The organism is Microbacterium allomyrinae, from assembly GCF_020682705.1.
Lineage (GTDB): Bacteria > Actinomycetota > Actinomycetes > Actinomycetales > Microbacteriaceae > Microbacterium > Microbacterium allomyrinae.
On the sequence record NZ_JAGTTN010000007.1, the window covers coordinates 91,844 to 117,035 of the forward strand.

At 69.3% G+C, this 25,192-nt stretch carries 27 protein-coding genes; 20 read left to right on the top strand and 7 right to left on the bottom strand.

All coding sequences use genetic code 11. The annotated features are described in order from the left end of the window. Nucleotides 1-6: 6 nt before the first annotated feature. Nucleotides 7-495 carry a GNAT family N-acetyltransferase gene (locus KEC57_RS16730; protein WP_229385831.1) on the bottom strand — a complete coding sequence of 163 codons (489 nt, stop codon included), beginning with the start codon at nucleotides 493-495 and terminating at the stop codon, nucleotides 7-9. Between the two features lie 87 nt (nucleotides 496-582). Here KEC57_RS16730 and dapB point away from each other — a divergent pair, with 87 nt between their 5' ends. Continuing rightward, nucleotides 583-1,398: a 4-hydroxy-tetrahydrodipicolinate reductase gene (gene dapB / locus KEC57_RS16735; RefSeq protein WP_229385832.1), complete on the top strand. Its 816-nt coding sequence runs from the start codon at nucleotides 583-585 to the stop codon at nucleotides 1,396-1,398. Continuing rightward, nucleotides 1,395-1,844 (top strand): tetratricopeptide repeat protein, encoded by a 450-nt coding sequence (locus KEC57_RS16740; RefSeq protein WP_229385833.1) that lies wholly within the window; start codon nucleotides 1,395-1,397, stop codon nucleotides 1,842-1,844. Before dapB ends, KEC57_RS16740 begins: the two co-directional genes overlap by 4 nt. Before the next feature lie 27 nt (nucleotides 1,845-1,871). On the opposite strand, the gene KEC57_RS16745 is transcribed toward KEC57_RS16740, so the two are convergent. From KEC57_RS16745 to KEC57_RS16760, 4 genes are all read right to left on the bottom strand, one after another. Continuing rightward, nucleotides 1,872-2,816 carry a TIGR01777 family oxidoreductase gene (locus tag KEC57_RS16745; protein WP_229385834.1) on the bottom strand — a complete coding sequence of 315 codons (945 nt, stop codon included), beginning with the start codon at nucleotides 2,814-2,816 and terminating at the stop codon, nucleotides 1,872-1,874. Continuing rightward, nucleotides 2,809-3,234, bottom strand: coding sequence for an OsmC family peroxiredoxin (locus tag KEC57_RS16750; protein ID WP_229385835.1), 426 nt, complete (start codon nucleotides 3,232-3,234; stop codon nucleotides 2,809-2,811). The genes KEC57_RS16745 and KEC57_RS16750 overlap by 8 nt, the downstream gene beginning before the upstream one ends. Nucleotides 3,235-3,381: 147 nt before the next feature. Next, nucleotides 3,382-3,981 (bottom strand): DUF4395 domain-containing protein, encoded by a 600-nt coding sequence (locus KEC57_RS16755; RefSeq protein WP_229385836.1) that lies wholly within the window; start codon nucleotides 3,979-3,981, stop codon nucleotides 3,382-3,384. Continuing rightward, the gene (locus tag KEC57_RS16760; RefSeq protein ID WP_229385837.1) at nucleotides 3,974-4,411 is read right to left on the bottom strand and encodes a TlpA family protein disulfide reductase; all 438 of its coding nucleotides are present in this window, start codon (nucleotides 4,409-4,411) and stop codon (nucleotides 3,974-3,976) included. Before KEC57_RS16760 ends, KEC57_RS16755 begins: the two co-directional genes overlap by 8 nt. A gap of 107 nt (nucleotides 4,412-4,518) precedes the next feature. Here KEC57_RS16760 and KEC57_RS16765 point away from each other — a divergent pair, with 107 nt between their 5' ends. The 17 genes from KEC57_RS16765 to dapF all read left to right on the top strand — a co-directional run bounded on the left by KEC57_RS16765 (nucleotide 4,519) and on the right by dapF (nucleotide 20,549). After that, the gene (locus KEC57_RS16765; RefSeq protein WP_229385838.1) at nucleotides 4,519-5,328 is read left to right on the top strand and encodes a thymidylate synthase; all 810 of its coding nucleotides are present in this window, start codon (nucleotides 4,519-4,521) and stop codon (nucleotides 5,326-5,328) included. Next, complete coding sequence (locus KEC57_RS16770; RefSeq protein WP_229385839.1) at nucleotides 5,325-5,846, top strand: dihydrofolate reductase; 522 nt, start codon at nucleotides 5,325-5,327, stop codon at nucleotides 5,844-5,846. The genes KEC57_RS16765 and KEC57_RS16770 overlap by 4 nt, the downstream gene beginning before the upstream one ends. Nucleotides 5,847-5,856: 10 nt before the next feature. Beyond that, nucleotides 5,857-6,621 carry an SDR family NAD(P)-dependent oxidoreductase gene (locus tag KEC57_RS16775; RefSeq protein ID WP_229385840.1) on the top strand — a complete coding sequence of 255 codons (765 nt, stop codon included), beginning with the start codon at nucleotides 5,857-5,859 and terminating at the stop codon, nucleotides 6,619-6,621. Nucleotides 6,622-6,685: 64 nt separating this feature from the next. Then, entirely contained in the window at nucleotides 6,686-7,663 is a 978-nt protein-coding gene (dapA, locus tag KEC57_RS16780; protein WP_229385841.1) for a 4-hydroxy-tetrahydrodipicolinate synthase, read from the top strand. 76 nt (nucleotides 7,664-7,739) lie between these two features. Next, entirely contained in the window at nucleotides 7,740-9,416 is a 1,677-nt protein-coding gene (locus tag KEC57_RS16785) for a ribonuclease J (RefSeq protein ID WP_229385842.1), read from the top strand. 45 nt (nucleotides 9,417-9,461) lie between these two features. Beyond that, a complete protein-coding gene (locus tag KEC57_RS16790) occupies nucleotides 9,462-9,956 on the top strand; it encodes a GNAT family N-acetyltransferase (RefSeq protein ID WP_229385843.1) in 495 nt (164 codons plus the stop codon). An 81-nt stretch (nucleotides 9,957-10,037) separates the two neighbouring features. Then, the gene (locus tag KEC57_RS16795; RefSeq protein ID WP_229385844.1) at nucleotides 10,038-12,767 is read left to right on the top strand and encodes an FtsK/SpoIIIE family DNA translocase; all 2,730 of its coding nucleotides are present in this window, start codon (nucleotides 10,038-10,040) and stop codon (nucleotides 12,765-12,767) included. Nucleotides 12,768-12,793: 26 nt separating this feature from the next. Further along, nucleotides 12,794-13,366, top strand: coding sequence for a CDP-diacylglycerol--glycerol-3-phosphate 3-phosphatidyltransferase (gene pgsA, locus KEC57_RS16800; protein WP_229385845.1), 573 nt, complete (start codon nucleotides 12,794-12,796; stop codon nucleotides 13,364-13,366). Continuing rightward, nucleotides 13,363-13,860: a CinA family protein gene (locus KEC57_RS16805; protein WP_229385846.1), complete on the top strand. Its 498-nt coding sequence runs from the start codon at nucleotides 13,363-13,365 to the stop codon at nucleotides 13,858-13,860. The genes pgsA and KEC57_RS16805 overlap by 4 nt, the downstream gene beginning before the upstream one ends. 161 nt (nucleotides 13,861-14,021) lie before the next feature. Beyond that, on the top strand, nucleotides 14,022-14,330 hold the full coding sequence (locus KEC57_RS16810) for a helix-turn-helix domain-containing protein (RefSeq protein WP_229385847.1): 309 nt from the start codon (nucleotides 14,022-14,024) through the stop codon (nucleotides 14,328-14,330). A 36-nt stretch (nucleotides 14,331-14,366) separates the two neighbouring features. Continuing rightward, nucleotides 14,367-14,591 carry a DUF3046 domain-containing protein gene (locus KEC57_RS16815; protein ID WP_229385848.1) on the top strand — a complete coding sequence of 75 codons (225 nt, stop codon included), beginning with the start codon at nucleotides 14,367-14,369 and terminating at the stop codon, nucleotides 14,589-14,591. Nucleotides 14,592-14,826: 235 nt separating this feature from the next. Continuing rightward, entirely contained in the window at nucleotides 14,827-15,879 is a 1,053-nt protein-coding gene (gene recA, locus KEC57_RS16820) for a recombinase RecA (RefSeq protein WP_229385849.1), read from the top strand. After that, nucleotides 15,879-16,619 carry a regulatory protein RecX gene (locus KEC57_RS16825; RefSeq protein WP_229385850.1) on the top strand — a complete coding sequence of 247 codons (741 nt, stop codon included), beginning with the start codon at nucleotides 15,879-15,881 and terminating at the stop codon, nucleotides 16,617-16,619. Before recA ends, KEC57_RS16825 begins: the two co-directional genes overlap by 1 nt. A 70-nt stretch (nucleotides 16,620-16,689) precedes the next feature. Next, nucleotides 16,690-18,246 (top strand): tRNA (N6-isopentenyl adenosine(37)-C2)-methylthiotransferase MiaB, encoded by a 1,557-nt coding sequence (gene miaB, locus KEC57_RS16830; RefSeq protein WP_229385851.1) that lies wholly within the window; start codon nucleotides 16,690-16,692, stop codon nucleotides 18,244-18,246. Nucleotides 18,247-18,263: 17 nt separating this feature from the next. Next, nucleotides 18,264-19,193: a tRNA (adenosine(37)-N6)-dimethylallyltransferase MiaA gene (miaA, locus tag KEC57_RS16835; protein WP_229385893.1), complete on the top strand. Its 930-nt coding sequence runs from the start codon at nucleotides 18,264-18,266 to the stop codon at nucleotides 19,191-19,193. Then, on the top strand, nucleotides 19,190-19,612 hold the full coding sequence (locus tag KEC57_RS16840; RefSeq protein WP_229385852.1) for a GNAT family acetyltransferase: 423 nt from the start codon (nucleotides 19,190-19,192) through the stop codon (nucleotides 19,610-19,612). Before miaA ends, KEC57_RS16840 begins: the two co-directional genes overlap by 4 nt. Before the next feature lie 49 nt (nucleotides 19,613-19,661). Further along, complete coding sequence (gene dapF / locus KEC57_RS16845) at nucleotides 19,662-20,549, top strand: diaminopimelate epimerase (RefSeq protein ID WP_229385853.1); 888 nt, start codon at nucleotides 19,662-19,664, stop codon at nucleotides 20,547-20,549. A 75-nt stretch (nucleotides 20,550-20,624) separates the two neighbouring features. Here the strand turns inward: dapF and KEC57_RS16850 are convergent, their stop codons facing one another. Beyond that, entirely contained in the window at nucleotides 20,625-21,272 is a 648-nt protein-coding gene (locus KEC57_RS16850; protein WP_229385854.1) for a class I SAM-dependent methyltransferase, read from the bottom strand. 105 nt (nucleotides 21,273-21,377) lie between these two features. On the opposite strand from KEC57_RS16850, the gene hflX reads away from it, so the two are divergent. Then, complete coding sequence (hflX, locus tag KEC57_RS16855; protein ID WP_229385855.1) at nucleotides 21,378-22,895, top strand: GTPase HflX; 1,518 nt, start codon at nucleotides 21,378-21,380, stop codon at nucleotides 22,893-22,895. A 65-nt stretch (nucleotides 22,896-22,960) separates the two neighbouring features. Here the strand turns inward: hflX and KEC57_RS16860 are convergent, their stop codons facing one another. After that, complete coding sequence (locus KEC57_RS16860) at nucleotides 22,961-24,910, bottom strand: S9 family peptidase (RefSeq protein ID WP_229385856.1); 1,950 nt, start codon at nucleotides 24,908-24,910, stop codon at nucleotides 22,961-22,963. Between the last annotated feature and the right edge of the window lie 282 nt (nucleotides 24,911-25,192).

Sequence of the window (25,192 nt, forward strand, 5' to 3'; positions counted from 1 at the left end):
GGTGGGTCAGGCCGTCTCGGCGCCGAGCGTCTTCCCGTACCAGCGGGTCGCGTTGGGGTTGTCGTTGTACGGCTCGATCGCGACGAAGCCGGTGCGGGCGTAGAGCGCGCCCGCGGCTTCGAGGGTGTGGTGGGTGTCGAGCACGAGCTCCGTCGCGCCGAACGCCCGGGCACGCGTCTCGAGCTCGTCGATGAGCAGGCGCCCCCAGCCGCGCCCGCGGGTCTCGGGGCGCAGGTACAGGTGCTTGACCTCGTAGCGAGTGCCGTATGGGCCGGGAGCGACGAGACGGATGCCGCCGCAGCCCACCGCCGATGCGTCGTCGTCGTCGAGCACGAGGAAGACTCCCGCAGGAGGCTCGAATGCGGCGGGATCGGGGAAGATCGTCCGGTAGCCGACGCCCTCGAGGGCGAACCCGTCGGTGCGCGCGCGGAAGTACTCCGCGAGCAGCTCGTGCGCATCGCGGGCGTCGACGGGGGAGGGGCGCAGAGTCACCACACCTCCAGCGTAAGCGCCGCACGGGAGCGGGCGTCCGAAGGAGCGGCGGGCAGGGTCAGGGGAGGCGCGCGACCTAGGATGGACACCATGACGACGCGCGTGGCCATCGTGGGCGGAACCGGCAAGCTCGGTGCGATCATCCGCGACGTGATCGAGACCGAGCCCGGATACGAGATCTCCGCGGTGCTGTCATCGCGGTCCGAGATGTCGGAGCTCGACGGCGCCGATCTGGTGGTCGACGCGTCGACGCCCGCCGTCTCGATCGATGTCGTCCGCGCGGCGATCGACCGAGGCATCAACGTGCTCGTGGGCACGTCGGGCTGGTCGTCCGAGCGCATCGCCCTCGTCCGTCCGCTCGTGGAGGCCGCCGGCACCGGTGCGGTCTTCATCCCCAACTTCTCGCTCGGCTCGGTGCTGGGCTCTGCCCTCGCCGCCGCGGCTGCGCCGTTCTTCCCGTCGATCGAGATCGTCGAGGCCCACCGCGAGACCAAGATCGACTCGCCGAGCGGCACCGCGGTGCGCACCGCGGAACTCATCGCCGCGGCCCGCGAAAGCGTCGGGCCGGTGGAGTCTCCGCACGTCGACCAGCGCGCCCGCGGTCAGCAGGTCGCGAGCGTGCCCATCCATTCGCTGCGCCGTCCCGGCGTGGTGGCGCGCCAGGAGGCGATCCTCTCGGGCGCCGGCGAGTCGTTGACGATCGTGCACGACACCGTCGACCCGGCGCCGGCCTATGCCCCCGGCATCCGTCTGGCACTGACGGCGGCGCGCGATGCGTCGGGCGTCGTGGTGGGACTCGACAGCCTGATCGACATCGGCATCGGGCGCCCGGGTCCGGCCGCCGCGGCGCACCCCGTGGATGAGGGCGGCGTACCCGGGCAGGTCGCGCGCACCACCGGCGCATGACCGCGCGCATCGGCGTCGCCGTGATGGCGGTGCTCCTCGCGCTGTACATCGTCCTCGTCGGCCAGCGGGCGTGGCTGCTGCTCGTCAGCGGCGATCCCGTGGGCATCGCGATGGGAGTGGGGCTCGTCGCTCTGCCGCTCATCGCCGCGTGGGCGCTCGTGCGCGAGCTGCTGTTCGGCGTGCACGCCCAGCGGCTGGGGCGCCGCCTCGAGGACGAGGGTGCTCTGCCCGACGACGAGGTGGGCGTGCGTCCCAGCGGGCGGGTGCTGCGCGAGGACGGGGATGCCGTGTTCCCCGTCTATCGTGCCGATGTCGAGTCGCACCCCGACGACTGGCGGGCCTGGTACCGGCTCGGTCTCGCATACGATGCGGCGGGCGACCGGCGCCGCGCGCGCGAAGCGATTCGCACTTCGATCAAGCTGGAATCGGCCGAGCGCTCCCGCTGAACCCGGGAGAGTACGCCTGGGACAGGGTCAGCCCGCGGGCGGCACGGCGGCAGCGACAGCGTCTTCGACGGTCGGATGTGCGAACGTGAAGCCGCTGGCCTGCAGCACGGCCGGCACGACATCCATATCAGCCGTCAGAACAGCCTCGGTCGCATCCCGTCCGAGCACGAGCTTCATGCCCCACACGGGTGCCCGGAGCGCGAACGGGCGGTTCATGCGGACAGCGAGCGCGAAACCGAGATCGTTCGCGGTCGCGCGGGTGGGTCCGGTGAGATTGACCGGACCCGACAATTCGGAGTCGATCACGTGCCGGATGGCGCGCACTTCGTCATCGAGCGCGATCCAGGGCCAGACCTGGGCGCCGCGGCCGATGGGCCCGCTCGCTCCGAGTCGAGTGAGCAGCATCAGCGGCTTCAGCACACCGTCCTGGTGCACCACCGGGGCGGTCCGCAGCAGCGCGACGCGCGTCTGCTCGCCCGCTCCGAGCGCAGCCGCCTCCCATTCGCCGCACAGATCGGCGAGGAAGGACTCGCCGCGTGCGGCCGACTCGACGAGCTTCTGGCCGGGAGTCGAGCCGTAGTATCCGACGGCCGACGCCGATATGAACGCCGGCGCATCCGTGCCGAGTTCGCGGACGGCGCGAGCCAGTGCCTGCGTCGGAGTGATGCGCGACCACAGCAGGGTGTTCTTGTACTTCCCGGTCCAGGGAAAACGGCCGATGCTTGCACCGTTGAGCCCCACGACGGCCGTCGCGCCGTCGAGCACCGCGGGATCGAGCGGTGCGGCGTCGGTAAGCCACTCAACCTCGTGCGCGGCCTCCGGAGGGCGGCGGACGAGGGTCGTGACCTCGATGCCGTCGGCGCGCAGGCCCTCGACGAGAGCGGTGCCGATCAGGCCCGACGATCCGGCGACGACGACCCGGCGACCGTCGCCGGCGCGTCGGTCGTCACCGGGCGTGCGGGCTTCAGGCAAGCGTCGCCTCGAGGGTGATCTCGATGCCCGCGAGGGCCTGCGAGACGGGGCATCCTGCCTTCGCGCCCTGCGCGATGCGCTCGAAGTCCGCAGGCTCCAGGCCCGGGACGACCGCGTTGACGTTGAGGTGGCTGCCGGTGATGCCGGTGCCCGGCTTGAACGTCACCGACGCGGTGGTGTCGATCGACTCGGGAGGCGTGCCGTTCTCGGCGAGCGCGCCCGAGAGCGCCATGCTGAAGCACGACGAGTGCGCCGCCGCGATGAGCTCTTCGGGCGTGGTGACCGATGTCGACCCTTCGCTGCGCGCCTTCCAGTTCACATCGAAGGTGCCCAGGCCCGAAGAGACGAACGTCACCTCGCCGGATCCGTCGACAAGTCCGCCCTTCCAGGCGGTGGTGGCTTCGCTCGTGACGGTCATGGGGGCCTCCTCGTGCCGTGCATCCGGGTCCGGATGCCTCGCGGTCAGCCTAACGTCGGCATGCGCTGCGGCGCGACGGGTCGCCGGCGATACCCGCACTCGGTGCGAGCGCGGACCCGCGACGGGCCGAATGCGACGGATGCCGCGTCAGGCCGCCGCGGGGCGCTCGCGCCCGACGATGCCCGCGCGCTGGAGGACCAGATACAGCTGGCAGCCGAGGCAGAGTCCGAAGACGGCGTTGAGGAAGGCGGCGATGAACGCCGCGGCCGCGGCGATCGTCAGACCCCACGGCACGCCGAACAGCTGCAGCACGAGTCCGATGACCGACACCAGCAGTCCGACGCCCTGTGCGAAGCGCGGCGGGCGCGGGTCCTCGAGCTCTGTCGGGGGAGCGAGGCGCGGCGCGACCAGCCGGCGGTACAGCACGCCCCACGGCGCAGTGCGCGGAGACACGACACCCCACAGGAACAGCAGCGCGGCCACCAGGAGCAGCAGGAACGCGGGGTCCAGCACACGCTGCGCGATCGACGCCTGCGTGATAGCCCACCCCTGCGGCACGAACGTCGCATCGGCGAGCGGCTGATACGCGAACCAGCCGAACGATGCGATCCCGGCCTGCGCCGTCGAGAGTCCCGTCAGGCCGAGAAAGACCACCACCAGCAGCAGCACCGACGTGATCCCAGCCGCGAAGCGCGGACCCCGGGGGTCGATTCCGCGACGGGGCGTGGGGATCGCTGGGTCAGACATTCGCGTCCTCCGCGATCAGCCGGTTCAGTTCGAGTTCGAGCACATCGCGGCTGGGAGTGCCGCCGAATCGGGTCTGAACGATGCCGTCGCGGTCCAGGACGAGAGTCGTGGGCGTCTGCAGCACGTGGAAGTGCTTCGCGATGTCGGGGCGATGCGTCAGGTCGACATCGAGGTGGCGGACCCCCTCGTGTCCATCGGCGATCGCGGCGAGCGTGCGGTGCACGCCGGGGCATCGCGCGCACATCTCGGTGCTGAACTGCAGCAGCGTCGCGACCTCGCCGAGACCATCGGCGCCGAGACGGTGCGGTTCGACGATCTCGTGAGCGACGTGCCGCTGAGGCCGCGACTGGCGCCAGTTCAGGAAGACGCCGAGGGCCACCGTCACCGCAAGAAGGGCGGCGAGGGCGATCAGAGCGCCGACGAGGTTCACAGCAGATCAGGCTAATCCCTTTCAGCTGAATAGGTACCGGATGCGGGATTGTGACGCTCCCCGCGTAACAAAGCCGACCGCCTCGTGGCGCGGGTATCGTGGCAGCCGTGACGACGCCGCTCCCGACCCCGTACGAAGACCTGCTGCGCGATGTGCTCGAGAACGGCGTCCACAAGGACGACCGCACCGGCACCGGCACGACCAGCGCGTTCGGTCGGCAGATCCGCTTCGACCTGGCGCAGGGGTTCCCCCTCATCACGACCAAGCGGGTGCACTTCAAGTCCATCGCGTACGAACTGCTGTGGTTCCTGCGCGGCGACTCCAACGTGAAGTGGCTGCGCGAGAACGGCGTCACGATCTGGGACGAGTGGGCCGACGCCGACGGCGAGCTCGGTCCGGTGTACGGCGTGCAGTGGCGCTCGTGGCCCTCGCCGGACGGCGCGCACATCGATCAGATCTCTCTGGTGCTCGACCAGATCCGCTCGAACCCGGACTCGCGGCGGCTCATCGTCTCGGCGTGGAATCCCGCCGACATCCCGGATATGGCGCTCGCGCCCTGCCATGCGATGTTCCAGTTCTACGTCGCCGACGGCAAGCTGTCGTGCCAGCTCTACCAGCGCAGCGCCGACCTCTTCCTCGGGGTTCCGTTCAACATCGCGTCCTACGCGCTGCTGACCCTGATGGTCGCGCAGCAGGCAGGGCTCGAGCCGGGCGACTTCGTGTGGACCGGCGGCGACTGCCACATCTACGACAACCACCTCGAGCAGGTTCGCGAGCAGCTGACCCGCGACGCGTACCCCTCCCCGAGGTTCCGGTTCGCGCGCACGCCCGACTCGATCTTCGACTACAGGTTCGAGGATTTCGTGATCGAGGACTATCAGCACCACCCGGCGATCCGCGGAGCCGTCGCCGTATGACCGATCCGGGCGCGGCGCGCATCGGGCTGATCTGGGCAGAGGCCGTCTGCGGCGTCATCGGCGCCGGCGGCGGGATGCCGTGGCACGTTCCCGAGGATCTCGCCCGCTTCAAGCGCATCACGCTCGGGGCACCGGTCGTGATGGGCCGTCGCACGTGGGAGTCCTTCCCCGAGAGGTTCCGCCCGCTGCCGGGGCGGCGCAACATCGTCGTCACGAGGCAGGAGTCGTGGGCGGATGCCGGGGCGGAGCGCGCAGGATCGCTCGATGCGGCACTCGCCACGGCAGCGGAGGGCGACCCCGACTGGATCTGGGTCATCGGCGGCGGACAGCTGTACCGCGAGGCCATCGCCCGCGCGGACCGGCTGGAGGTCACCGAGCTCGACGTCGTCGTGGAGGGCGACACCACCGCGCCCGACCGTTCCCACTGGCGCACCACGGCGGTCGATCCGCCGAGCGGCTGGCACACCTCGCGCACCGGCATCCGTCACCGCTTCTTGACGCTCGCGCCGGCGTCGTAGGCTGGCGCGCATGGCGAAGACGGCCCTCATCACCGGAGCGAGTTCCGGTCTCGGAGCGGAGTACGCACGCCAGCTGGCGGCAAAGGGCGCCGACCTCGTCCTGGTGGCGCGCGACCGCGACGCCCTCGAACACCTCGCAAAGGGGCTGCGCTCGACATTCGGCGTCGAGGTCGACGTGCTCGCGGCCGACCTGCTCAAGCCGCGCCAGCGCGCGAGGGTCGAGGCGCGCATCGCCGATGAACGGCTGCCGATCGAGATCCTCGTGAACAACGCCGGGTTCGGGCTGCCGCTGGCGTTCGAGCGCAACGACATCGACGACGAGGTGCGCCACCTGCGACTGCACGTCGAAGTGTCGATGCGACTCACGCATGCGGCCCTGGGCGCGATGCTCGCACGCGGGCACGGCCGGATCATCAACGTCGCCTCCGTCGCCGCGTTCATCCCCCGCTCGACGTATGGCGCGTGCAAGGGCTGGCTGGTCAGCTTCAGCCGCTGGGCGAACGGGCGCTATGCGGCCCGCGGAGTGACCGTCACGGCGGTCTGCCCGGGCTATACGCACACGAGCTTCCACGAGCGGATGGGGCTGGCCCAGGGACAGGAGGGCATACCCGACGCCATGTGGCTCGACGCGCGGGAAGTCGTGGCCGCTTCGCTTCGCGACGCCGCTCGGGGCGCCGCCGTGTCGATCCCGTCGCTGCGCTACAAGGCGCTCGTCGCGCTCGCGCGCTTCGCTCCGCCCTCGCTCGCCGCCCGGATGGGCGAGCGGGGTCGCTGAGTCGCTCCCGGACAACCCGGCGCGACCGGTCACGTCGGGTGCGGCATCCCGATAACCTGAACACATGACGCATTCGGGCAACCCCTTCGGACAGGTGCTCGTCGCGCTCGTCACTCCGATGACGGCCGACGGCGAGGTCGACTGGCCCGCTGTCGAGAAGCACATCGACGACGTCATCACCGCAGGAGCCGACGGCATCGTCGTGACCGGCACCACGGGTGAGACGTCGACCCTCACCGACGCCGAGAAGATCCGTCTGGTCGAGGTCGGCAAGGATGTCGCCGCCGGCCGCGCCAAGATCATCACGGGCGGCGGCTCCAACGAGACCGCCCACGCGATCGAGCTCTACAAGGCGAGCGAGAAGGCCGGCGCAGACGGCAACATGATCGTCACGCCGTACTACAACAAGCCGACGCAGGCGGGCATCCTCACCCACTTCCGGCTCGTCGCCGACGCGACCGATCTGCCCGTGATCCTCTACGACATCCCGGGTCGCACCGGTGTGCCGATCCGCTATGAGACGATCCTGCGGCTCGCCAAGCATCCCAACATCCTCGCCGTCAAAGACGCGAAGGGCGACTTCAGCGAGGTCAGCCGGGTGCTCAATCAGACCGACCTCATGTATTTCTCCGGCGACGACGCGAACGTGCTCCCGCACCTCGCGATCGGTGCCGCGGGGCTCATCGGCGTGACGGCGAACGTCGCGGCGCAGCCCTATCGGGTGATCGTCGATGCCGTGAACCGCGGCGATCTGAAGGCGGCGACGGCCGCGCACATGCAGCTCGAACCGCTCGTGCGCGCGGTGATGACGCACGTCCCCGGCACAGTGTCGGTCAAGTACATCCTCCACGGACTCGGCCGGATCGGCAGCCCGCGCGTGCGGCTGCCGCTCGTCGGTCCCGAGGAATGGGAGGCCGCCAAGATCGAGGACGAGCTCGCTCTGGTGCGCGACGTCCCCGGTGTCGATTTCTCCAACTTCCGTCCCGACCGCAACGCCGCCGCCGGTGGCGCGTTGCCGAAGGTGTCGGGCACCACGAGATGACAATCCGCGTCGTGAGCCCCGGTCGGGTCACAGCGCGTCACGAACGGATGCCGCGGCATCCGGAGGAGGCTGAATAATGCCCACCACACCCTTCGACCCGCCCGCTCTCGAGGCGGGGACGCTGCGGGTGACCCCGCTCGGCGGACTCGGCGAGATCGGCCGCAACATGACGGTCTTCGAATACGAGGGCAAGCTGCTCGTCGTGGACTGCGGTGTGCTGTTCCCCGAGGAGCACCAGCCGGGCGTCGACCTGATCCTGCCCGATTTCGAGCCGATCAAGGGCCGCCTCGACGACATCGTCGGCGTCGTGCTCACGCACGGCCACGAGGACCACATCGGCGCGGTGCCGTACCTCCTGAAACTCAAGGGCGACATCCCTCTCGTGGGATCGGGCCTGACGCTGGCGCTGATCGAGGCGAAGCTCAAGGAGCACCGGATCAAGCCGTACAGCCTGACGGTGAGGGAAGGCCAGGCCGAGAAGCTCGGCCCGTTCGACCTCGAGTTCGTCGCGGTGAACCACTCGATCCCCGACGCGCTGGCCGTCGCCATCCACACGCCCGCGGGCACGGTGCTCGCGACCGGTGACTTCAAGATGGACCAGTTGCCCCTCGATGGGCGCATCACCGATCTTCGCGCGTTCGCGCGGCTCGGCGAGAAGGGCGTAGACCTCTTCCTCGTCGACTCGACCAATGCCGATGTTCCCGGCTTCACGCCGAGCGAGCGCTCGATCGGACCGGTGCTCGACCAGGTCATCGCCAAGGCTCCGCGCCGGGTCATCGTGGCGAGCTTCTCGAGTCACGTCCACCGCGTGCAGCAGGTGCTGGATGCCGCGGCCGCCAACGGCCGCAGGGTGGCGCTCCTGGGGCGCAGCATGCTTCGCAACATGACGATCGCCGAAGACCTCGGCTATCTCCACGTGCCGGACGGCGTGCTCATCGACTACAAGAAGGCTCGCGACCTGCCCGACGACAAGATCGTCTACATGTCGACCGGCTCGCAGGGCGAGCCGATGGCGGTGCTGAGCCGCATGGCGAACCTCGACCATGCGATCGAGCCGGGCGAGGGCGACACCGTCATCCTCGCGTCGAGCCTCATCCCGGGCAACGAGAACGCCGTCTACCGTGTGATCGACGGGCTGACCAAGCTCGGCGCGAACGTCGTGCACAAGGGCAATGCCAAGGTGCATGTCTCGGGCCATGCCGCCGCCGGCGAGCTGATCTACTGCTACAACATCCTGAAGCCGAAGAACGTGCTGCCCGTCCACGGCGAGTACCGGCACCTGATCGCCAACGCGAAGCTCGCGCAGGACACCGGCATTCCCGCTGAACGCACCATCGTCGGCGAGAACGGCACGGTCATCGATCTGAAGAACGGCGATGCGAATGTCGTCGGCCAGCTCGATCTCGGCTTCGTGTACGTCGACGGATCGACCGTGGGCGCGATCACGGATGCCGACCTCAAGGACCGCCGGATCCTCGCCGAAGAAGGCTTCATCTCGGTGATCGTGGTCGTCGACGCGTCGACGGGCCAGGTCATCTCGGGTCCCGAGATCCACGCACGCGGATTCGCCGAGGACGACAAGGTCTTCGACGCCGTCAAGCCCAAGATCGCCGCCGCGCTCGCCGAGGCCGCCAAGTCGGGCGTGCGCGACCAGCACGCGCTCGCGCAGGTGGTGCGCCGCACCATCGGCCGCTGGGTGAACCAGTCGCTGCGGCGCCGCCCGATGATCGTCCCGCTCGTCATCGAGGCGTAACGGCGCCGACGCGGGGCCTCGCCGGCGCGTGGATAAACTCTCGCCATGTCCGCATCCTTCCGCGTCCGTCCCGCCGTCCAGGCGGACGGAACGTTTCTCGGCGACATGGTGGTCGAGGCCGCCAACTGGCGCCAGGGCGGGGTGCGGCCTCGACACGAGGTGATCACCGGATCGGAGCACAGCCGGTACGTCGCGGGATGGATGCGGCCCGGTGACACCGGCTTCATCGCCGAGGCCGCGAGCGGTGAGTCGATCGGGGCGGCGTGGTACCGCACGCTGCCGCGCAGCGAACCCGGCTTCGGGTACGTGGGCACCGGTGTTCCGGAGCTCACCATCGGCGTCCGCCCGATCTGGCGTGCGCACGGGGTGGGCCGTGCGCTACTGCAGCGACTGTGCGAGCAGGCCCGCGCGCAGGGCTACGGCCGTCTCAGCCTCAGCGTCGAACGCGGCAACTTCGCGTCGACCCTGTATCGCAGCGAGGGCTTCGCGGTGACGCAGAGCGGATTCGGCCGCGACACGATGGTCAAGCGCTTGCGCTGAACCTTTTTTCGTGATCGCCGAGCTTCTCGAAGCGCCGCGTGCTTCCGCGGGAAAGTCGGAGGCGGCGCCTACCGTGGGGGAATGGCCAGGAGTTCCAGTGCGCCTTCGAGCGGGCGAGCGCCCGCGAAGACCCCGTCGTCGCGCGCGCCCAAGACGGCAACCAAGCCGGCGACCAAGCCCGCTGCGAAGCCGGCACCGGCGCCGAAGCGGTACGTCGGCGAGAACGACCGGCCTCCCGTCGTCGTACGCGCCTGGCTCGGCCTCGCTCACGCGATCGGAGGGCTGTTCCGCGCATTCGGCCCCGAGACGCTCGAGAAGGACCAGCGCCGCGACGGCTTCCCGTTCCTGCTCGTGCTGCTGGCCGTCGCCGGCGCCGTCAACGAGTGGTTCTTCATCGGCAGCGAGGTCGCCAAGACGATCAGCGCCTATTCGGTCGGTGGCCTGCTGGGGCGTGAGGCGTTCGTGCTGCCCGTGCTGCTGCTGGTGCTGGCGGGCTGGATGTTCCGGCATCCGTCGTCGGTGCACGACAACGGCCGAGTCGGCATCGGCTTCGGCCTGCTGGTGATCACGATCGCCGGGTTCTGCCATGTCGCAGGTGGTCGCCCGCAGCCGAATTCCGGGCTTCCCGCATTGAGCGAGGCCGGCGGTCTCTTCGGCTGGATGATCGGCGAGCCGCTCGCGCTGGTGCTCACCGATGTGGGCGCGTACATCGTGCTGTCTCTGCTCGCGGTGCTCAGCATCCTGATCGTCACGAAGACGCCGCCGAACCGGATCGGGCGCCGCCTCGGCGACCTGTACGGCTGGATGTTCGGTGCAGAGCCGTCCACCGAGACGACGAAGCCGGATGCCCCGACCGATGCATCCGACGAGGGCGACCCGTCCATGCCGTGGTGGCGACGCAACAAGACCGGCCGCGAGCAGGACCCCGAGGACGGGATCGGCTCGCAGGACCTCACGACGCTGCTGACGCCGGGCGAGTCGCACGGCGGGTTCGAGCAGGCGATCGCTCCGCCGATCCCGCAGGCGCCGGCGCCGGTGGTCGCGAACGACGCGATGACCGAGGTCATCGACCCGGCGGTGCTGTCGGCGGCCAAGGCGGCGACGTCGTCGCGCACCTCGCTGCGCGACGACTCCGACACCGGTCCGATCGATGACGGCCTGCTCCCGGGTCTCGACGGCATCGGCTCGTCGACGTCGAGCGCGCCGTCCCTGCCGTACCGACTCCCGTCGGTCACCGCCCTCGCGGCGGGCAGCCCTCACGTCACCCGCTCGCAGGCCAACGACGACACGGTCCGTGCGATCACGAGCGTGCTCGACCAGTTCAAGGTCGACGCGCGCGTCACCGGATTCTCGCGCGGCCCGACGGTCACGCAGTACGAGATCGAGGTCGGTCACGGCGTCAAGGTCGAGCGCATCACGGCGCTCACCAACAACATCGCGTATGCGGTCGCCTCCAACGAGGTGCGCATCCTCGCGCCTATTCCGGGCAAGAGCGCGATCGGTGTGGAGATCCCCAATGTCGATCGCGAGATCGTGACACTGGGCGACGTGCTGCGCTCGACCACGGCGAACCAGTCGACGCACCCCATGACGATCGGCGTCGGCAAGGACGTCGGCGGCGGCTATGTCATCGCCAACCTCGCGAAGATGCCTCACCTGTTGGTGGCGGGCTCCACGGGCTCGGGCAAGTCGAGCTTCGTCAACTCGATGATCACGAGCCTGCTGATGCGGGCGCGTCCCGCGGATGTGCGCATGGTGCTCATCGACCCGAAGCGCGTCGAGCTCACGTCCTACGCCGGTGTGCCCCATCTGATCACGCCGATCATCACGAACCCGAAGAAGGCGGCCGAGGCGCTGCAGTGGGTCGTCAAAGAGATGGACATGCGCTACGACGACCTCGCGTCGTTCGGGTTCCGCCATATCGACGACTTCAACAAGGCCGTCGTCGCGGGCGAGGTCAATCTGCCGGTGGGCAGTGAGCGGGTGCTGAAGCCGTATCCGTACCTCCTCGTGGTCGTCGACGAGCTCGCCGACCTCATGATGGTCGCGCCTCGCGACGTCGAGGATTCGATCGTGCGCATCACGCAGCTGGCCCGCGCCAGCGGCATCCACCTCGTCCTCGCGACGCAGCGGCCTTCGGTCGACGTCGTGACCGGCCTCATCAAGGCGAACGTGCCTTCTCGAATGGCGTTCGCGGTCACGAGCGTCACCGACTCCCGCGTCATCCTCGACCAGCCGGGCGCTGACCGCCTCATCGGCCAGGGCGACGCGCTGTTCCTGCCGATGGGCGCGTCGAAGGCGCTGCGCGTGCAGGGGGCGTGGGTCAGCGAGGAAGAGATCGAGAAGGTCGTCAAGCACGTGACCGCGCAGGCGCGGCCGGAGTACCGCTCCGACGTAGCCGTCGTCGCCGAGAAGAAGGAGATCGACGCCGACATCGGCGACGACCTCGAACTCCTCCTCGCGGCCGCCGAACTCGTCGTGTCGACTCAGTTCGGCTCGACCTCCATGCTGCAGCGCAAGCTCCGCGTCGGCTTCGCCAAGGCCGGGCGACTGATGGACCTGCTCGAGTCCCGCGAGATCGTCGGTCCCTCCGAGGGCTCCAAGGCCCGCGACGTGCTGGTGACGGTGGAGCAGCTTCCCGGCGTGCTCGCGCGCATCCGCGGTGTGGCCGAACCCGGCCAGGGCGGATCAGGAGGGGCTGCGGCCGACTCCTACGGGCCGGACGCCGTCGACTCGCAGTTCGACGGGTATCCCGTGGTCGACGAGGGCGATGACTCCGAGGACGCCTGGGGGCTCACCGGCCGCGACTGAGCGTCGCACGCCGATAGGCTCGGCGCATGGCGATCCCCAGGCAGCTTCCCAACGCGATCACGATCGTGCGCATCCTCTGCGCGCCGGTGTTCCTCTGGATGCTGCTGGCCGACGGGGGAGCGGACGGCGCGCTGCGCTGGTGGGCCGCGGCGCTGTTCATCGTGGCCATCGCCACGGACGGCATCGACGGGTATCTGGCTCGCAAGCACGATATCGTCACCGATCTCGGCAAGCTCCTCGACCCGATCGCCGACAAGGTGCTCACCGGGTTCGCCTTCATCGGCCTGTCGATCCTCTCGGAGCTGCCCTGGTGGATCACCGTCGTCGTGCTCGTGCGCGAGATCGGGATCACGATCTACCGCTTCATGGTCGTGAGCGATCACGTGCTCGCTGCGGCGTGGATGGGCAAGCTGAAGACCGTCGCACAGGCCGTCGCGCTGTCGCTGGCGCTGCTGCCGCTGTGGACCCTCGTGGGCGAGTGGATCTGGTGGGTGAACGGTGTAGCGATGGCGATCGCGGTCATCCTCACGATCGCGAGCGGCATCGACTACATCGTGACCGAGGTGCGCGCGGCACGCGGCGCCAAGGGCAAGGCGTGACCGATCAGGCACTGCAGCATCCGCCGCGCATCGACCCGGATGCCGAAGCCGTGCTCGCCGCTCTCGACCGACACGGCTGGACGGTCAGTACCGCCGAGTCTCTGACCGGGGGCCTTTTGGCGGCGACCCTCGTCGATGTGCCGGGAGCCTCGGCGAGTGTGCGGGGCGGGATCGTCGCGTACGCCACCGATGTGAAGGCGTCGGTGCTCGGGGTCGACCGGGCGCTCCTGAAGCGCGCAGGCGCCGTCGATCCCGACGTCGCCGCGGCGATGGCACGGGGCGCGCGCCGCCTTCTCGCCACCGACGTGGCGATCGCGACCACTGGGGTCGCCGGGCCCGATCCGCAGGACGACAAGCCGGTGGGAACCCTCTACGTCGCGGTGTCCACTCCCGAGCGCGAGGCGGTGCGAGGGGTCGTGCTGAGCGGCTCCCGGGCCGAGATCCGTCGCGAGAGCGTGCGGGTCGCACTGCGTGTGTGTCTCAGCGAACTGTGAGCATCCGAAGTCGGGGTCTCGGGAACAGACGGTGTTTCGTCTCGGTTACGTTCAGCGATTCCCACCCATTCTCCAGTCCACGGGATTAGATTGACATCATCGGGTGCTGTACTGTTGTCCACCCGGACGGCGGTGGAATCAGAAGTGAGGAGGGGGCCCTAATGATCCTGGTTCGTCAAGAGATCGGCGAAGTGCTTCGTGACTTCCGCCAGCAGAAGGGTCGTACCCTCCGTCAGGTTGCGGGCCGCGCCAGCGTCGCGCTCGGCTACCTGAGCGAGGTGGAGCGCGGTCAGAAAGAGGCCTCGAGCGAGATTCTCGCGTCGGTGGCCGAGGCGCTCGACGTCCCCATCTCCACCATCATGCGTGAGGTCGGCGATCGCATCTCCGTTCTCGAGGGTCTGCAGACGTTCCCCGATGTCGTCCCCGACGATCTCGTGGCCGCTGTGGACGCAGAGCTCTCGCTGCGCTGAGTCGCGCGTCGACACGAAGACTCACTCGAGACAACGATGCGCCGTAGCGAGTTCGATCGCGCTGTCGCGCAGGAATTCGGCCGTAGCGCCGTGGCTATGAAGACGGATCTCGTGCTCTCGGCGGTCGGCGGGCGGACCGCGGACGAGGCGATCGAGGCCGGTGTTCCACCCCGTGAGGTATGGCTCGCGCTGTGCGAGGAAGCCGATGTTCCGGCGGAGCGCAGGTACGGAGTCGGTCGGCTCGACCCCCGCCGCCGCTGACCTTCCGAAGCGGCGTGTCGTCGAATATTCGTTCGATTCCCGCGTAGGCTCCTGCACAGCAGGTGTCGAGGACGTGTCTGTCCACGAGAGCGGGAGGTGCGAAGACGGATGTCGGAGCCCACCCCTAGCGTGAACGACGTCGAACGACACCTCACGCCTTGTCGCAGCATCCGTCCCACCCGGGTCGGAGCGCGACAGCCTACAGGCGACGGAACGCGAGCATTAGGAGCACTCCATGCCCTCAGCAGTTGACCGCGAGAAGGCCCTCGAATCGGCCCTCTCCCAGATCGATCGCCAGTTCGGGAAGGGCTCGGTGATGCGCCTCGGCAGCGATGACCGTGCTCCTGTCGAGGTGATCGCCACCGGCTCGATCGCCTTGGACGTCGCGCTCGGTATCGGCGGACTTCCTCGTGGCCGCATCATCGAGATCTACGGGCCGGAGTCGTCGGGTAAGACCACGCTCACCCTGCACGCGATCGCGAATGCGCAGCGAGCAGGCGGTATCGCAGCTTTCATCGACGCCGAGCACGCGCTCGACCCCGACTATGCGCAGAAGCTCGGCGTCGACATCGACCAGCTCCTCGTCTCGCAGCCCGACACGGGTGAGCAGGCGCTCGAAATCGCCGACATGCTAGTGCGCTCCGGAGCCATCGACCTCGTCGTGATCGACTCGGTCGCGGCCCTCGTGCCGAAGGCCGAGATCGAGGGTGACATGGGTGATTCCCACGTCGGCCTGCAGGCACGCCTCATGTCGCAGGCGCTGCGAAAGCTCACCGGTGGGCTCAGCCAGACCAACACCACGATGATCTTCATCAACCAGCTGCGCGAGAAGATCGGTGTCTTCTTCGGATCGCCCGAGACCACCGCGGGCGGCAAGGCGCTCAAGTTCTACGCGTCGGTGCGACTCGACATCCGCCGCATCGAGACGCTCAAGGACGGCACCGAGGCCGTCGGCAACCGGACGCGCGTCAAGGTCGTCAAGAACAAGATGGCGCCGCCCTTCAAGCAGGCGGAGTTCGACATCCTCTACGGTGTGGGAATCTCGCGCGAAGGAAGCCTGATCGACTTCGGCGTCGAGCACGGCATCGTGAAGAAGTCGGGTGCCTGGTACACGTACGACGGCGAGCAGCTCGGCCAGGGCAAGGAGAACGCGCGCAACTTCCTGCTCAAGAACACCGATGTCGCGGCCGACATCGAGACGAAGATCAAGGTGAAGCTGGGCATCGGCCAGCCGAAGGTCGTCGAAGAATCGGCTGCCGATGAACTGGCGGCGCGTCGCCCCGCCTGATGGTCCGTTTCATCGACAGTGGGGGCGAGTCCGGCATCGAGGCTCCGGCCGAATCGGATGAGGGGCTCGCCCCCGTGATCCCGCTGTTCGGCGGAGCGATCCGGTCCGCCGACAGCGGCGGGGTTCCTGCCAAGGCGGGGCGCCGCGATGGCTACGACATCGGTCGTCATGACGTGAGTGATCACCGCGACGTCGGCGACACACGCGGCCCAGGCAGCGCGAGCAGCCCGGATGACGACACCGACGATGCCGCCGACCGCGAGAACGCCGAGAAGGAGCTGCTCAAGAAGCTTCGAGCACGGTCTCTCTCGGTGCGAGAGGCCCGCGCGGTGATCGGCGGGCGCGGACTCGACGCCGAGACGATCGAAGACGTGCTCGAGCGGTTTCTCGATCGCGGGTATCTCGACGATGCCGCCCTCGCCGAACAGCTCGTGCACATCGGCATCGACCGCAAAGGGCAGGGCCGCCAGGTGATCGCCCAGGCACTCGCCAAGCGCGGCGTACCGCGCGACGTCGCGGACCTCGCACTCGAGGCACTGCCCGACGACGATGCCGAGCGGGCACTCGACTTCGCACGGACCAAAGCGCGTGCGCTCAGCCGCCTGGACCACGACACAGCGCTTCGCCGTCTCACCGGTCAGCTCGCACGACGGGGGTATCCGGGTTCGGTCTCGCTGAGTGCCGCGCGGCAGGCGCTCGCCGAGGAGGCCGGCTCGTCTTCGGGCGTGCGGTTCCGCTGACCGCCCACGGCAGCGCCCGTGCCCGCGTTTCGGCGGGGTCGCGGTGACGGCCTCGTAGAATGGCAGGATCATGACCAGCCCGTCCCATGCACCGACGCTCATCGCGCCGTCCGACGCCGCGTTCGCGGCCGATGGACACGCCCGCACCTACGAGGTGCGAACCTTCGGATGCCAGATGAACGTCCACGACTCCGAGCGTCTTTCGGGTTCGCTCGAGAGCGCCGGCTATGTGCGCGCGGAGGCGGGCGAAGAAGCCGACGTCATCGTGATCAACACCTGTGCAGTGCGTGACAACGCGGCCGGCAAGCTCTACGGCACTCTCGGGCACCTCAAGTCCCGCAAAGACAAGCGCGAGGGCATGCAGATCGCCGTCGGCGGCTGCCTCGCCCAGATGGACAAGGACGCCGTGCTCGACAAGGCGCCATGGGTCGACGTCGTCTTCGGCACGCACAACATGGGATCCCTTCCGAGCCTGCTCGAGCGCGCCCGCCACAACGGCGAGGCAGAGCTCGAGATCCTCGAATCGCTCGAGATCTTCCCCTCCACTCTGCCGACCAAGCGCGACAGCATCTACAGCGGCTGGGTGTCGATCTCCGTCGGCTGCAACAACACGTGCACGTTCTGCATCGTTCCGAGTCTGCGCGGCAAAGAGAAGGATCGCCGGCCCGGCGACATCCTGAACGAGATCCGACTTCTCGTCGAGGATGGTGCGATGGAGGTCACCCTTCTCGGACAGAACGTCAACTCGTACGGCGTGGAGTTCGGCGACCGGCAGGCCTTCGCGAAGCTGCTGCGAGCCGCAGGTGAGATCGCCGGGCTCGAGCGCATCCGCTTCACGAGCCCGCACCCCGCAGCCTTCACCGACGATGTCATCGAGGCCATGGCCGAGACCCCCGCCGTGATGCCGCAGCTGCACATGCCCCTGCAGTCCGGCAGCGACCGCATCCTCAAGGCGATGCGTCGCTCGTATCGCAGCGACCGGTTCCTGGGAATCCTCGACCGGGTTCGCGAGCGCATCCCGAACGCCGCGATCACGACCGACATCATCGTCGGGTTCCCCGGCGAGACCGACGAAGACTTCGAAGACACGATGCGCGTCGTCGAACAGGCGCGCTTCGCGAGCGCGTTCACATTCCAGTACTCGATTCGCGAGGGCACGCCGGCGGCGACGATGCCCGACCAGGTGCCCAAAGAAGTCGTCCAGCAGCGCTACGAACGCCTCGCGGAGCTCCAGGAACGCATCTCGCGAGAAGAGAACGAGAAGCAGCTGGGTCGCGAGATGCATGTTCTCGTCTCGAGCAGCGAGGGCAAGAAGGACTCTGCGACGCATCGACTCACCGGGCGTGCCGAAGACAACCGGCTCATCCACTTCGAGGTTCCTGCAGGGTCCGCCGTCCCGCGTCCCGGCGACGTCGTCTCCGTCGTGGTGACACATGCGGCTCCGTACCACCTGCTCGCCGACTCCACCGACGGAGCGCCACTGCGCATCCGCCGCACGCGGTCGGGCGACGCGTGGGACCGTTCGCAGGCGGAATCGTGCGGCGTGCCCGCCCCGGCGGGCGAGGCGGCGACAGGCGCCCCTCGCGCCGTATCGCTCGGTCTCCCGACGCTCCGCATCGGCGTGTGACCCTTCGGCAGACGGGAATGCCGGCCGAGGGCCATCCCCGAAGACTCTGGGCCGTCGTCGGTGCGACCGGCACGGGCAAGACCGCGCTGTCGCTCGATCTCGCCGAGGTCCTCCAGGCGTGCGGCCGCCCTGCGGAGATCGTCAATGCCGACGCCATGCAGCTGTACCGCGGCATGGATATCGGTACCGCGAAGCTTCCCGAGGCCGAGCGACGCGGCATCCCGCACCATCTCTTCGACGCGCTCGACGTGACAGATGAGGCGGCCGTCGCCTGGTACCAGAGTGTCGCGCGCGCCACGATCGAGCAGATTCATGCCCGGGGCGCCGATGCGATCCTCGTCGGCGGTTCGGGGCTGTACGTCTCGAGCGTGATCTTCGACTTCCGCTTCCCCCCGCACGACGATGCTCTGCGCGCCGACCTCGAACTCCAGCTCGAGCAGCACGGACCCGGCATGCTGTTCGCGCGCCTGCGCGAAGCGGACCCTGCGACCGCGGAACGGATCGACCCCAAGAACGGGCGTCGCATCGTGCGCGCCCTGGAGGTGCTCGCGCAAGGCGCGGCGACGCACGGCGCGGCGCTTCCCGCCGAGCCGGCACGATGGCACGAGGCGACCGAGATCGTCGGGGTCGCGATGCCACGCGAGCAGCTCGTCACCCGGCTCGACGAGCGTGTCGCCGGCATGTGGCGTGACGGACTCCTCATCGAGGTCGCCAGACTCCGCGCCGAGGGCCTGGAGCGAGGCGTCACCGCCCGCCGTGCCATCGGCTATGCGCAGGCCCTCGCGCAGCTGCACGGCGAGCGAACCGAGGCCGAGGCGATCGCCGAGACCCAGGCGCTCACACGCCGGTACGCGCGGCGCCAGGTGTCGTGGTTCAAGCGGTATGCGGGCACACGGTGGGTCGACCCGGGGGTGGACGCCGGAGCCCTGGCAGACTCGACGCCATGACCATCGACATCCGACCCTTCGAGGTCTCCGACACCGAGGCCGTCGTGTCGCTCTGGCAGGCGACCGGTCTTACCCGCCCCTGGAACAATCCGTATCAGGACATCCACCGCAAGCTTTCTGTGCAGCCGGAGCTCTTTCTCGTGGCGGCCGACGACGGTGTCGTCGTCGGCTCGGTCATGGCGGGCTACGACGGCCACCGCGGATGGCTCTACTACCTCGCGAGCGACCCCGAACGGCGCGGCGAGGGGATCGGTCGGCGCCTCGTGGAGGCCGCCGAGGAGCGACTGCTGGCGATGGGATGCCCCAAGGTCCAGCTCATGGTGCGTCCCGAGCACGGTGTCGCCCAAGGATTCTACGCATCGCTGGAGTACGAGCCGTTCGACACCTGGACCACCGGCAAGCGACTCATCGCGGACTGATCCCGGCGCCCGCGACGGTCGCATCGATCTCGACCATAGACTGGCTTGCATGGCGCAGACCGTCTCGTTCACCAAGGGCCACGGCACCGGAAACGACTTCGTTATCGTCCCCGATCCTGACGGACTGCTGGATCTGTCGGACGACCAGGTCGCGGTGCTGTGCGACCGACGCTTCGGCATCGGCGGCGACGGCATCCTGCGTGTGGTGCGTGCGAGCGCGATCGACGAGGGCCGCGAGGCCGCGGCATCCGGCGCCGAGTGGTTCATGGACTACCGCAATGCCGACGGCTCCCGCGCGGAGATGTGCGGCAACGGCATCCGGGTCTTCGCGCGCTACCTCACCGAGGTCGGCTGGGCGAGCATCGACGAGACGCCTCTGCCGATCGGCACGCGCGCGGGCGTGAAGACGCTCACACGCAGCGAGGATGCCAACGGCACCGGGGGCTTCGAGGTAGACCTCGGCATCTGGCGCGTCGAGGCGGACGACGTGCTGGTGCGCGCTCGCGGGATCGGCGCCCCACGACCCGGTCTCGGGATCGACGTCGGCAATCCGCACGTGGTTGTCGCGCTGCCCGACGAGCGCGAACTCGAGGGCCTCGATCTCGTGGCCCAGCCGCAGTTGCACCCCGAGCCCCCTCACGGTGCGAACGTCGAGTTCGTCGTGCCCGCCGACCCGCTGGTGCGCGACGGTGTGGGCTCCATCCGCATGCGGGTGTTCGAACGTGGTGTGGGCGAGACGCTCAGTTGCGGAACCGGCGTCGCGGCCGCGGCGCTCGCGGTGCGGCATTGGGCAGGGCCCGCCGCGCCGGACCGCTGGACGGTGGACGTACCCGGCGGCACGCTGGGGGTGCGGATGCCGGAGGTCGACGGCGAGCGCCACGTACTGCTCTCGGGGCCGGCGACGCTCGTGTTTTCCGGCGAGGTCACGCTCGCCTGAGGCGATGACGCGCGCTGTGGTCAGCGCCTGTTGCGGCTGTTCGCTCGGCGTCTGCCGCTCATGCGTGCAGCGGCCTCATAGCATCGGCAGATCGATCGGCTCGCTCCTGGGCGAGCCGTGCCTGCGGACCTTCAGCACCCGGAATCCGCGGCCGGTAGCTGCCCGGTGCACGCTGTAGCCCTGGTGGAACGTCGCAGCAAGCCAGCGCTGCAGCGAATCCGAGCCCAGGTTGCGCTGCACGACGAGCCAGGCATCCGCGCGCTCGTCCAGGCGGGGAATCCACCGTTCGAGCAGGCCGTGCAGCTCGCTCTTGCCGACCCGGATAGGCGGGTTGGAGCGGATCGTGCGGAACACGATGTCGTCGGGAACATCGTCGGGCAGCACGGCGTTGACATTGTCGAGGCCCAGGGTCCGCGCGTTTCGGCGCACGAGGTCGAGGGCGCGCTCGTTGACGTCGACGGCCCACACCGTTGCGTGCGGCGCGTCGAGTGCCAGGCTCAACGAGATCGGTCCCCACCCGCAGCCGAGATCGAGCAGATTCCCGCCGGGAGGCGGCGGGGGAGTGTTCGACAGCAGCACCGCGGTGCCGGTGTCGACGTGCTCCGGGCTGAACACCCCTCCGGCGGTCGTGACCTGCACCTCGCGCCCGGCGAGATGGACACGGATGCTGCGAAGATTCTCGGGACTTGCGGGCGTCGCACTGAAGTAGTGGTCGCTCCCCATGGCTGACGAGCCTAGCGGAGGAGCTCCCCGGTGCGGGAGGCTAGAATTCACGGATGTCTCGAACCGCCAGATGAACGGCGGAAAACGACATCCCGAAAGGAACACATGACGGATACGACAACACCCCAGAGCACCGACGAGACGCCGGTGGACCCGGTGGATCGCGTGCTGGCGCGCGCTGATGCGCGCTCGGGGGTGAGCGTGTTCGGTGGAGCGCAGGCGCTCCAGGACGCAGCGACCGCTGGTCGCGGCGACTCGGACGGCGACCAGTGGGATCGCGAGGAGCGTGCCGCATTGCGGCGCGTGCCGGGACTGTCGACCGAGCTCGAGGACGTCACCGAGGTCGAGTACCGACAGCTGCGTCTCGAGAACGTGGTTCTCGTCGGCGTGCACTCGCAAGGCGAGACAGAGGATGCCGAGAACTCGCTGCGCGAGCTGTCAGCGCTGGCCGAGACGGCCGGTGCGGTCGTGCTCGACGGTGTGCTGCAGAGGCGCCCGCACCCGGATCCCGCGACCTATGTCGGCCGGGGCAAGGCCGAAGAGCTGCGCGATATCGTCGCGGCGGTCGGCGCCGACACCGTGATCGCCGACACCGAGCTCGCACCCAGCCAGCGGCGTGCGCTCGAGGATGTCGTCAAGGTCAAGGTGATCGATCGCACCACGGTGATCCTCGACATCTTCAGCCAGCACGCCAAGAGCCGCGAGGGCAAGGCCCAGGTCGAGCTCGCCCAGCTCGAGTACCTGCTGCCGCGTCTGCGCGGCTGGGGTGACTCGATGAGCCGCCAGGCCGGTGGCCAGGTCGGCGCGGGCGGGGCGGGCATGGGCTCGCGAGGTCCGGGTGAGACGAAGATCGAGCTCGACCGTCGCCGCATCCGCACGAAGATGGCGCTGCTGCGTCGTCAGATCCGCGACTTCGCCCCTGCGCGCGACGCCAAGCGTGCCGAGCGCAAGCGCAACACGATTCCCTCCGTCGCGATCGCCGGGTACACGAACGCCGGCAAGTCGAGCCTGCTCAACCGTCTCACCAGCGCCGGCGTACTCGTCGAGAACGCGCTGTTCGCGACGCTGGATGCGACGGTGCGCCGGTCCGAGACGACGGACGGTCGCGTATACACGCTGACCGACACCGTCGGATTCGTGCGCAACCTCCCGCATCAGCTCGTCGAGGCCTTCCGCTCGACCCTCGAAGAAGTGGGCGGGGCCGACGTCATCGTGCACGTGGTCGACGGCTCGCACCCCGACCCCGCCGCGCAGCTGGCGACGGTGCGCGACGTGATCGGCGATGTGGGTGCGCGCGACATCCCCGAGATCATCGTGTTCAACAAGGCGGATCTCGTCGACGCAGATACCCGGCTGGTGCTGCGGGGTCTCGAACCCAAGGCCGTGTTCGCGTCTTCGCGCACCGGCGAGGGCATCGACGAACTGCGCGCGCTGATCGAGGCGACTCTGCCTCTTCCGGCGGTCGAGATCCACGCGCTGGTGCCGTATGACCGTGGTGATCTCGTCTCGGCGATCCACGAGCAGGGAATGATCCTGTCGCAGGCGCACGAAGAGGGTGGCACAGCCATCCACGCCCGCGTCGGCGAGCACCTCGCGGCGAGGCTGGCCCCGTTCGGTCGGTGAGCCCATGAGCTTGCGGCCCGGGGTGGATACTCCTGCCGAGACGGATCCGTTCGACCGCGAGCGGACTACGCGAGATCGATGGGCGCGACGCCGGGGGTGTCGAAACCGAGCACCTGCCCCAGGAACGCCAGCTCGGCCTCCAGCGTGCGGGTGAGGGTGTCGGCGCGCCGGAACCCGTGCCCCTCGCCCTCGAATGCGAGGTAGGCGTGTGCGACGCCGTTGGCGGCGAGAGCGTCACGCACGGCTTCGGATTGCGATGGCGGCACGACGAGGTCGTCGAGCCCCTGCTCGATGAGCAGAGGGGTCCGCAGCCGGTCGAGATGCGACAGCGGCGAGCGTTCGATGTAGAGCGCCTCCGCCTCGGGCAGCGGCCCCACCATTGCGTCGAGGTAGCGCGCCTCGAAGTCGTGGGTGTCTTCGGCCAGGCGGCGAAGGTCCGCGACCCCGTAGCGGCTGATGCCGGCGGCGAACGCGTCCGAGCGTGTCAGCGCGCAGAGCACGGTCCATCCGCCGGCGGAGCCGCCCGCGATCGCGATTCTGGCGGGATCGGCGGCGCCGGCCTCTGCAAGACCACGCGCGGCCGCCACGACGTCCTCGACGTCGACGACGCCCCACTGGCCGAGCAGTCGTTCCCGGTAGGCGCGGCCGTAGCCGCTCGAGCCCCCGTAGTTGACGTCGAGCACGCCGATGCCGCGGCTGGTGAAGTACGCGATCTTGCCGGATGCCGCACCGCCGACGTGATCCGTCGGCCCGCCGTGCACGAAGACGACGTAGGGCGGTCGATCGGCCTCGGGCGCCGCGGCGAGCGGGTTCGTGGGCGGGTAGTCGAACGCGTGGACGGGTCCGCGCGGTCCTGGCACGGTGATGGCACGGGCGCGAGGCATCCACTTCGCCCCCCACGGGGTGGCGCCGCCCACCAGGAGCTCGGCCCGTTCCGGTCGGTCCACGTCGACATCCCAGAGCCCCGCGCCATCGGGGCCGGCGCCCGTCAGCAGCGCGCGGGAGCCTCGGCAGTCCTCGATCGACATCCGGGTCACCGCATCGACCGTGAGGCGCTCGATCCCGTCGGAGGCGACGAGCACGAGTTCGTCGGCGCCGTTCGTGCGGACGGAGACGATACGGCCATCGCCCAACTCGGCGAACCAGCGCGGGCCGAGCACCCACAACGGTCCCCCGGTATCGGCGTCGGCGGGTGCGATCGGCTCGCGGGCGAACGCGAGCCCGGAACCCCCTGCCTCAGCGACCAGCCGAGCCCGCCACAGATTCCAGCGGCCGGTCGGGTCGTCGGCGTAGACGATCTCGTCCGTGTCGGTCCAGACGGGCTGCAGTGGCGAGCTGTCGCCGCCGGCGACGCCGGCCCATTCTGCGACGACGCCCTCCTCAAGCCGTCCGACGCGTAGCTCGGCGCGATCCCACGGCATGTTCGGATGGTTCCACGCGATCCACGCGAGGTGCGAACCGTCCGGCGAGAGTGCGGGTTGCGCCACGAAGTCGCTTCCGCCCACGAGCGCCGTGATCGTGAGGAACTCCTCGGCGATGACAGTCGTCGGGATCTCCACGATCTCGCGCTGCGGCACCGGCGTGCGATCGTGCGTCTCACGGATCGCCAGGAGCCGGCCCTGCTGCAGCGTCAGCCCGCCGAACCGCGTGTCTCCGGCCACGGGAGTGAGAGGTCGAGGATCGGTGCCGGGATCGACCCGCCACACGCGCTGATCGGCCTTCTCGACGAAGAAGAGCACGCCGTCGTCGGATGCCGTCCACGACCCGCCGCCGTACTCGTGCACCCGGGAGCGGGCACTCCACGGGGCGGCGATCACGTCCTCGACGACCCCGGATGCCGTCATACGACGTATCGTCGTGCGTCCGCCCTCATCGGGCACCGACTCGCCCCACCAGCGTTCGGCCGCGACGTAGCGAGCCCCCTCGATCCGAGGCGAAGCCGCCGATACCTCGGCTGCGGAGACGGGGGACGGCCAGGAGCCGTAGGGGAGGGCGGGTGCGGAGGGCGTCGTCACAGGCTCCACGCTACGGCGAACCCACGACGTCGCGACCACCCACCGTTTCCGTCGAGCCGGCCGAAACAACTCTCGAGCGCGCCGACACAGAGTGTCACAGGGGTGCGGGCAGCCGCCGCGCTCCGCTACGGTGGAGCAATCGTCGCCCGGTCGTCCTCACGGACACCCTGAGAATCAGGGGACCGGGCAGGGAGCGACAGCCGAGCCCGGCACCCGCCCGCGAAGACACCGCCCCGCCGGCATGCCGGCGGAGGATCGGTGCCGCGGCCGCCCGGCCCTTCG

Coding starts and splice junctions, on each gene's coding strand:
- dapB (WP_229385832.1), top strand. CDS start 583: ATGACGACGCGCGTGGCCATCGTGGGCGGAACCGGCAAGCTCGGTGCG.
- KEC57_RS16740 (WP_229385833.1), top strand. CDS start 1,395: ATGACCGCGCGCATCGGCGTCGCCGTGATGGCGGTGCTCCTCGCGCTG.
- KEC57_RS16750 (WP_229385835.1), bottom strand. CDS start 3,234: ATGACCGTCACGAGCGAAGCCACCACCGCCTGGAAGGGCGGACTTGTC.
- KEC57_RS16755 (WP_229385836.1), bottom strand. CDS start 3,981: ATGTCTGACCCAGCGATCCCCACGCCCCGTCGCGGAATCGACCCCCGG.
- KEC57_RS16770 (WP_229385839.1), top strand. CDS start 5,325: ATGACCGATCCGGGCGCGGCGCGCATCGGGCTGATCTGGGCAGAGGCC.
- KEC57_RS16775 (WP_229385840.1), top strand. CDS start 5,857: ATGGCGAAGACGGCCCTCATCACCGGAGCGAGTTCCGGTCTCGGAGCG.
- dapA (WP_229385841.1), top strand. CDS start 6,686: ATGACGCATTCGGGCAACCCCTTCGGACAGGTGCTCGTCGCGCTCGTC.
- KEC57_RS16785 (WP_229385842.1), top strand. CDS start 7,740: ATGCCCACCACACCCTTCGACCCGCCCGCTCTCGAGGCGGGGACGCTG.
- KEC57_RS16790 (WP_229385843.1), top strand. CDS start 9,462: ATGTCCGCATCCTTCCGCGTCCGTCCCGCCGTCCAGGCGGACGGAACG.
- KEC57_RS16795 (WP_229385844.1), top strand. CDS start 10,038: ATGGCCAGGAGTTCCAGTGCGCCTTCGAGCGGGCGAGCGCCCGCGAAG.
- pgsA (WP_229385845.1), top strand. CDS start 12,794: ATGGCGATCCCCAGGCAGCTTCCCAACGCGATCACGATCGTGCGCATC.
- KEC57_RS16810 (WP_229385847.1), top strand. CDS start 14,022: ATGATCCTGGTTCGTCAAGAGATCGGCGAAGTGCTTCGTGACTTCCGC.
- KEC57_RS16815 (WP_229385848.1), top strand. CDS start 14,367: ATGCGCCGTAGCGAGTTCGATCGCGCTGTCGCGCAGGAATTCGGCCGT.
- recA (WP_229385849.1), top strand. CDS start 14,827: ATGCCCTCAGCAGTTGACCGCGAGAAGGCCCTCGAATCGGCCCTCTCC.
- KEC57_RS16825 (WP_229385850.1), top strand. CDS start 15,879: ATGGTCCGTTTCATCGACAGTGGGGGCGAGTCCGGCATCGAGGCTCCG.
- miaB (WP_229385851.1), top strand. CDS start 16,690: ATGACCAGCCCGTCCCATGCACCGACGCTCATCGCGCCGTCCGACGCC.
- miaA (WP_229385893.1), top strand. CDS start 18,264: ATGCCGGCCGAGGGCCATCCCCGAAGACTCTGGGCCGTCGTCGGTGCG.
- KEC57_RS16840 (WP_229385852.1), top strand. CDS start 19,190: ATGACCATCGACATCCGACCCTTCGAGGTCTCCGACACCGAGGCCGTC.
- dapF (WP_229385853.1), top strand. CDS start 19,662: ATGGCGCAGACCGTCTCGTTCACCAAGGGCCACGGCACCGGAAACGAC.
- KEC57_RS16850 (WP_229385854.1), bottom strand. CDS start 21,272: ATGGGGAGCGACCACTACTTCAGTGCGACGCCCGCAAGTCCCGAGAAT.
- hflX (WP_229385855.1), top strand. CDS start 21,378: ATGACGGATACGACAACACCCCAGAGCACCGACGAGACGCCGGTGGAC.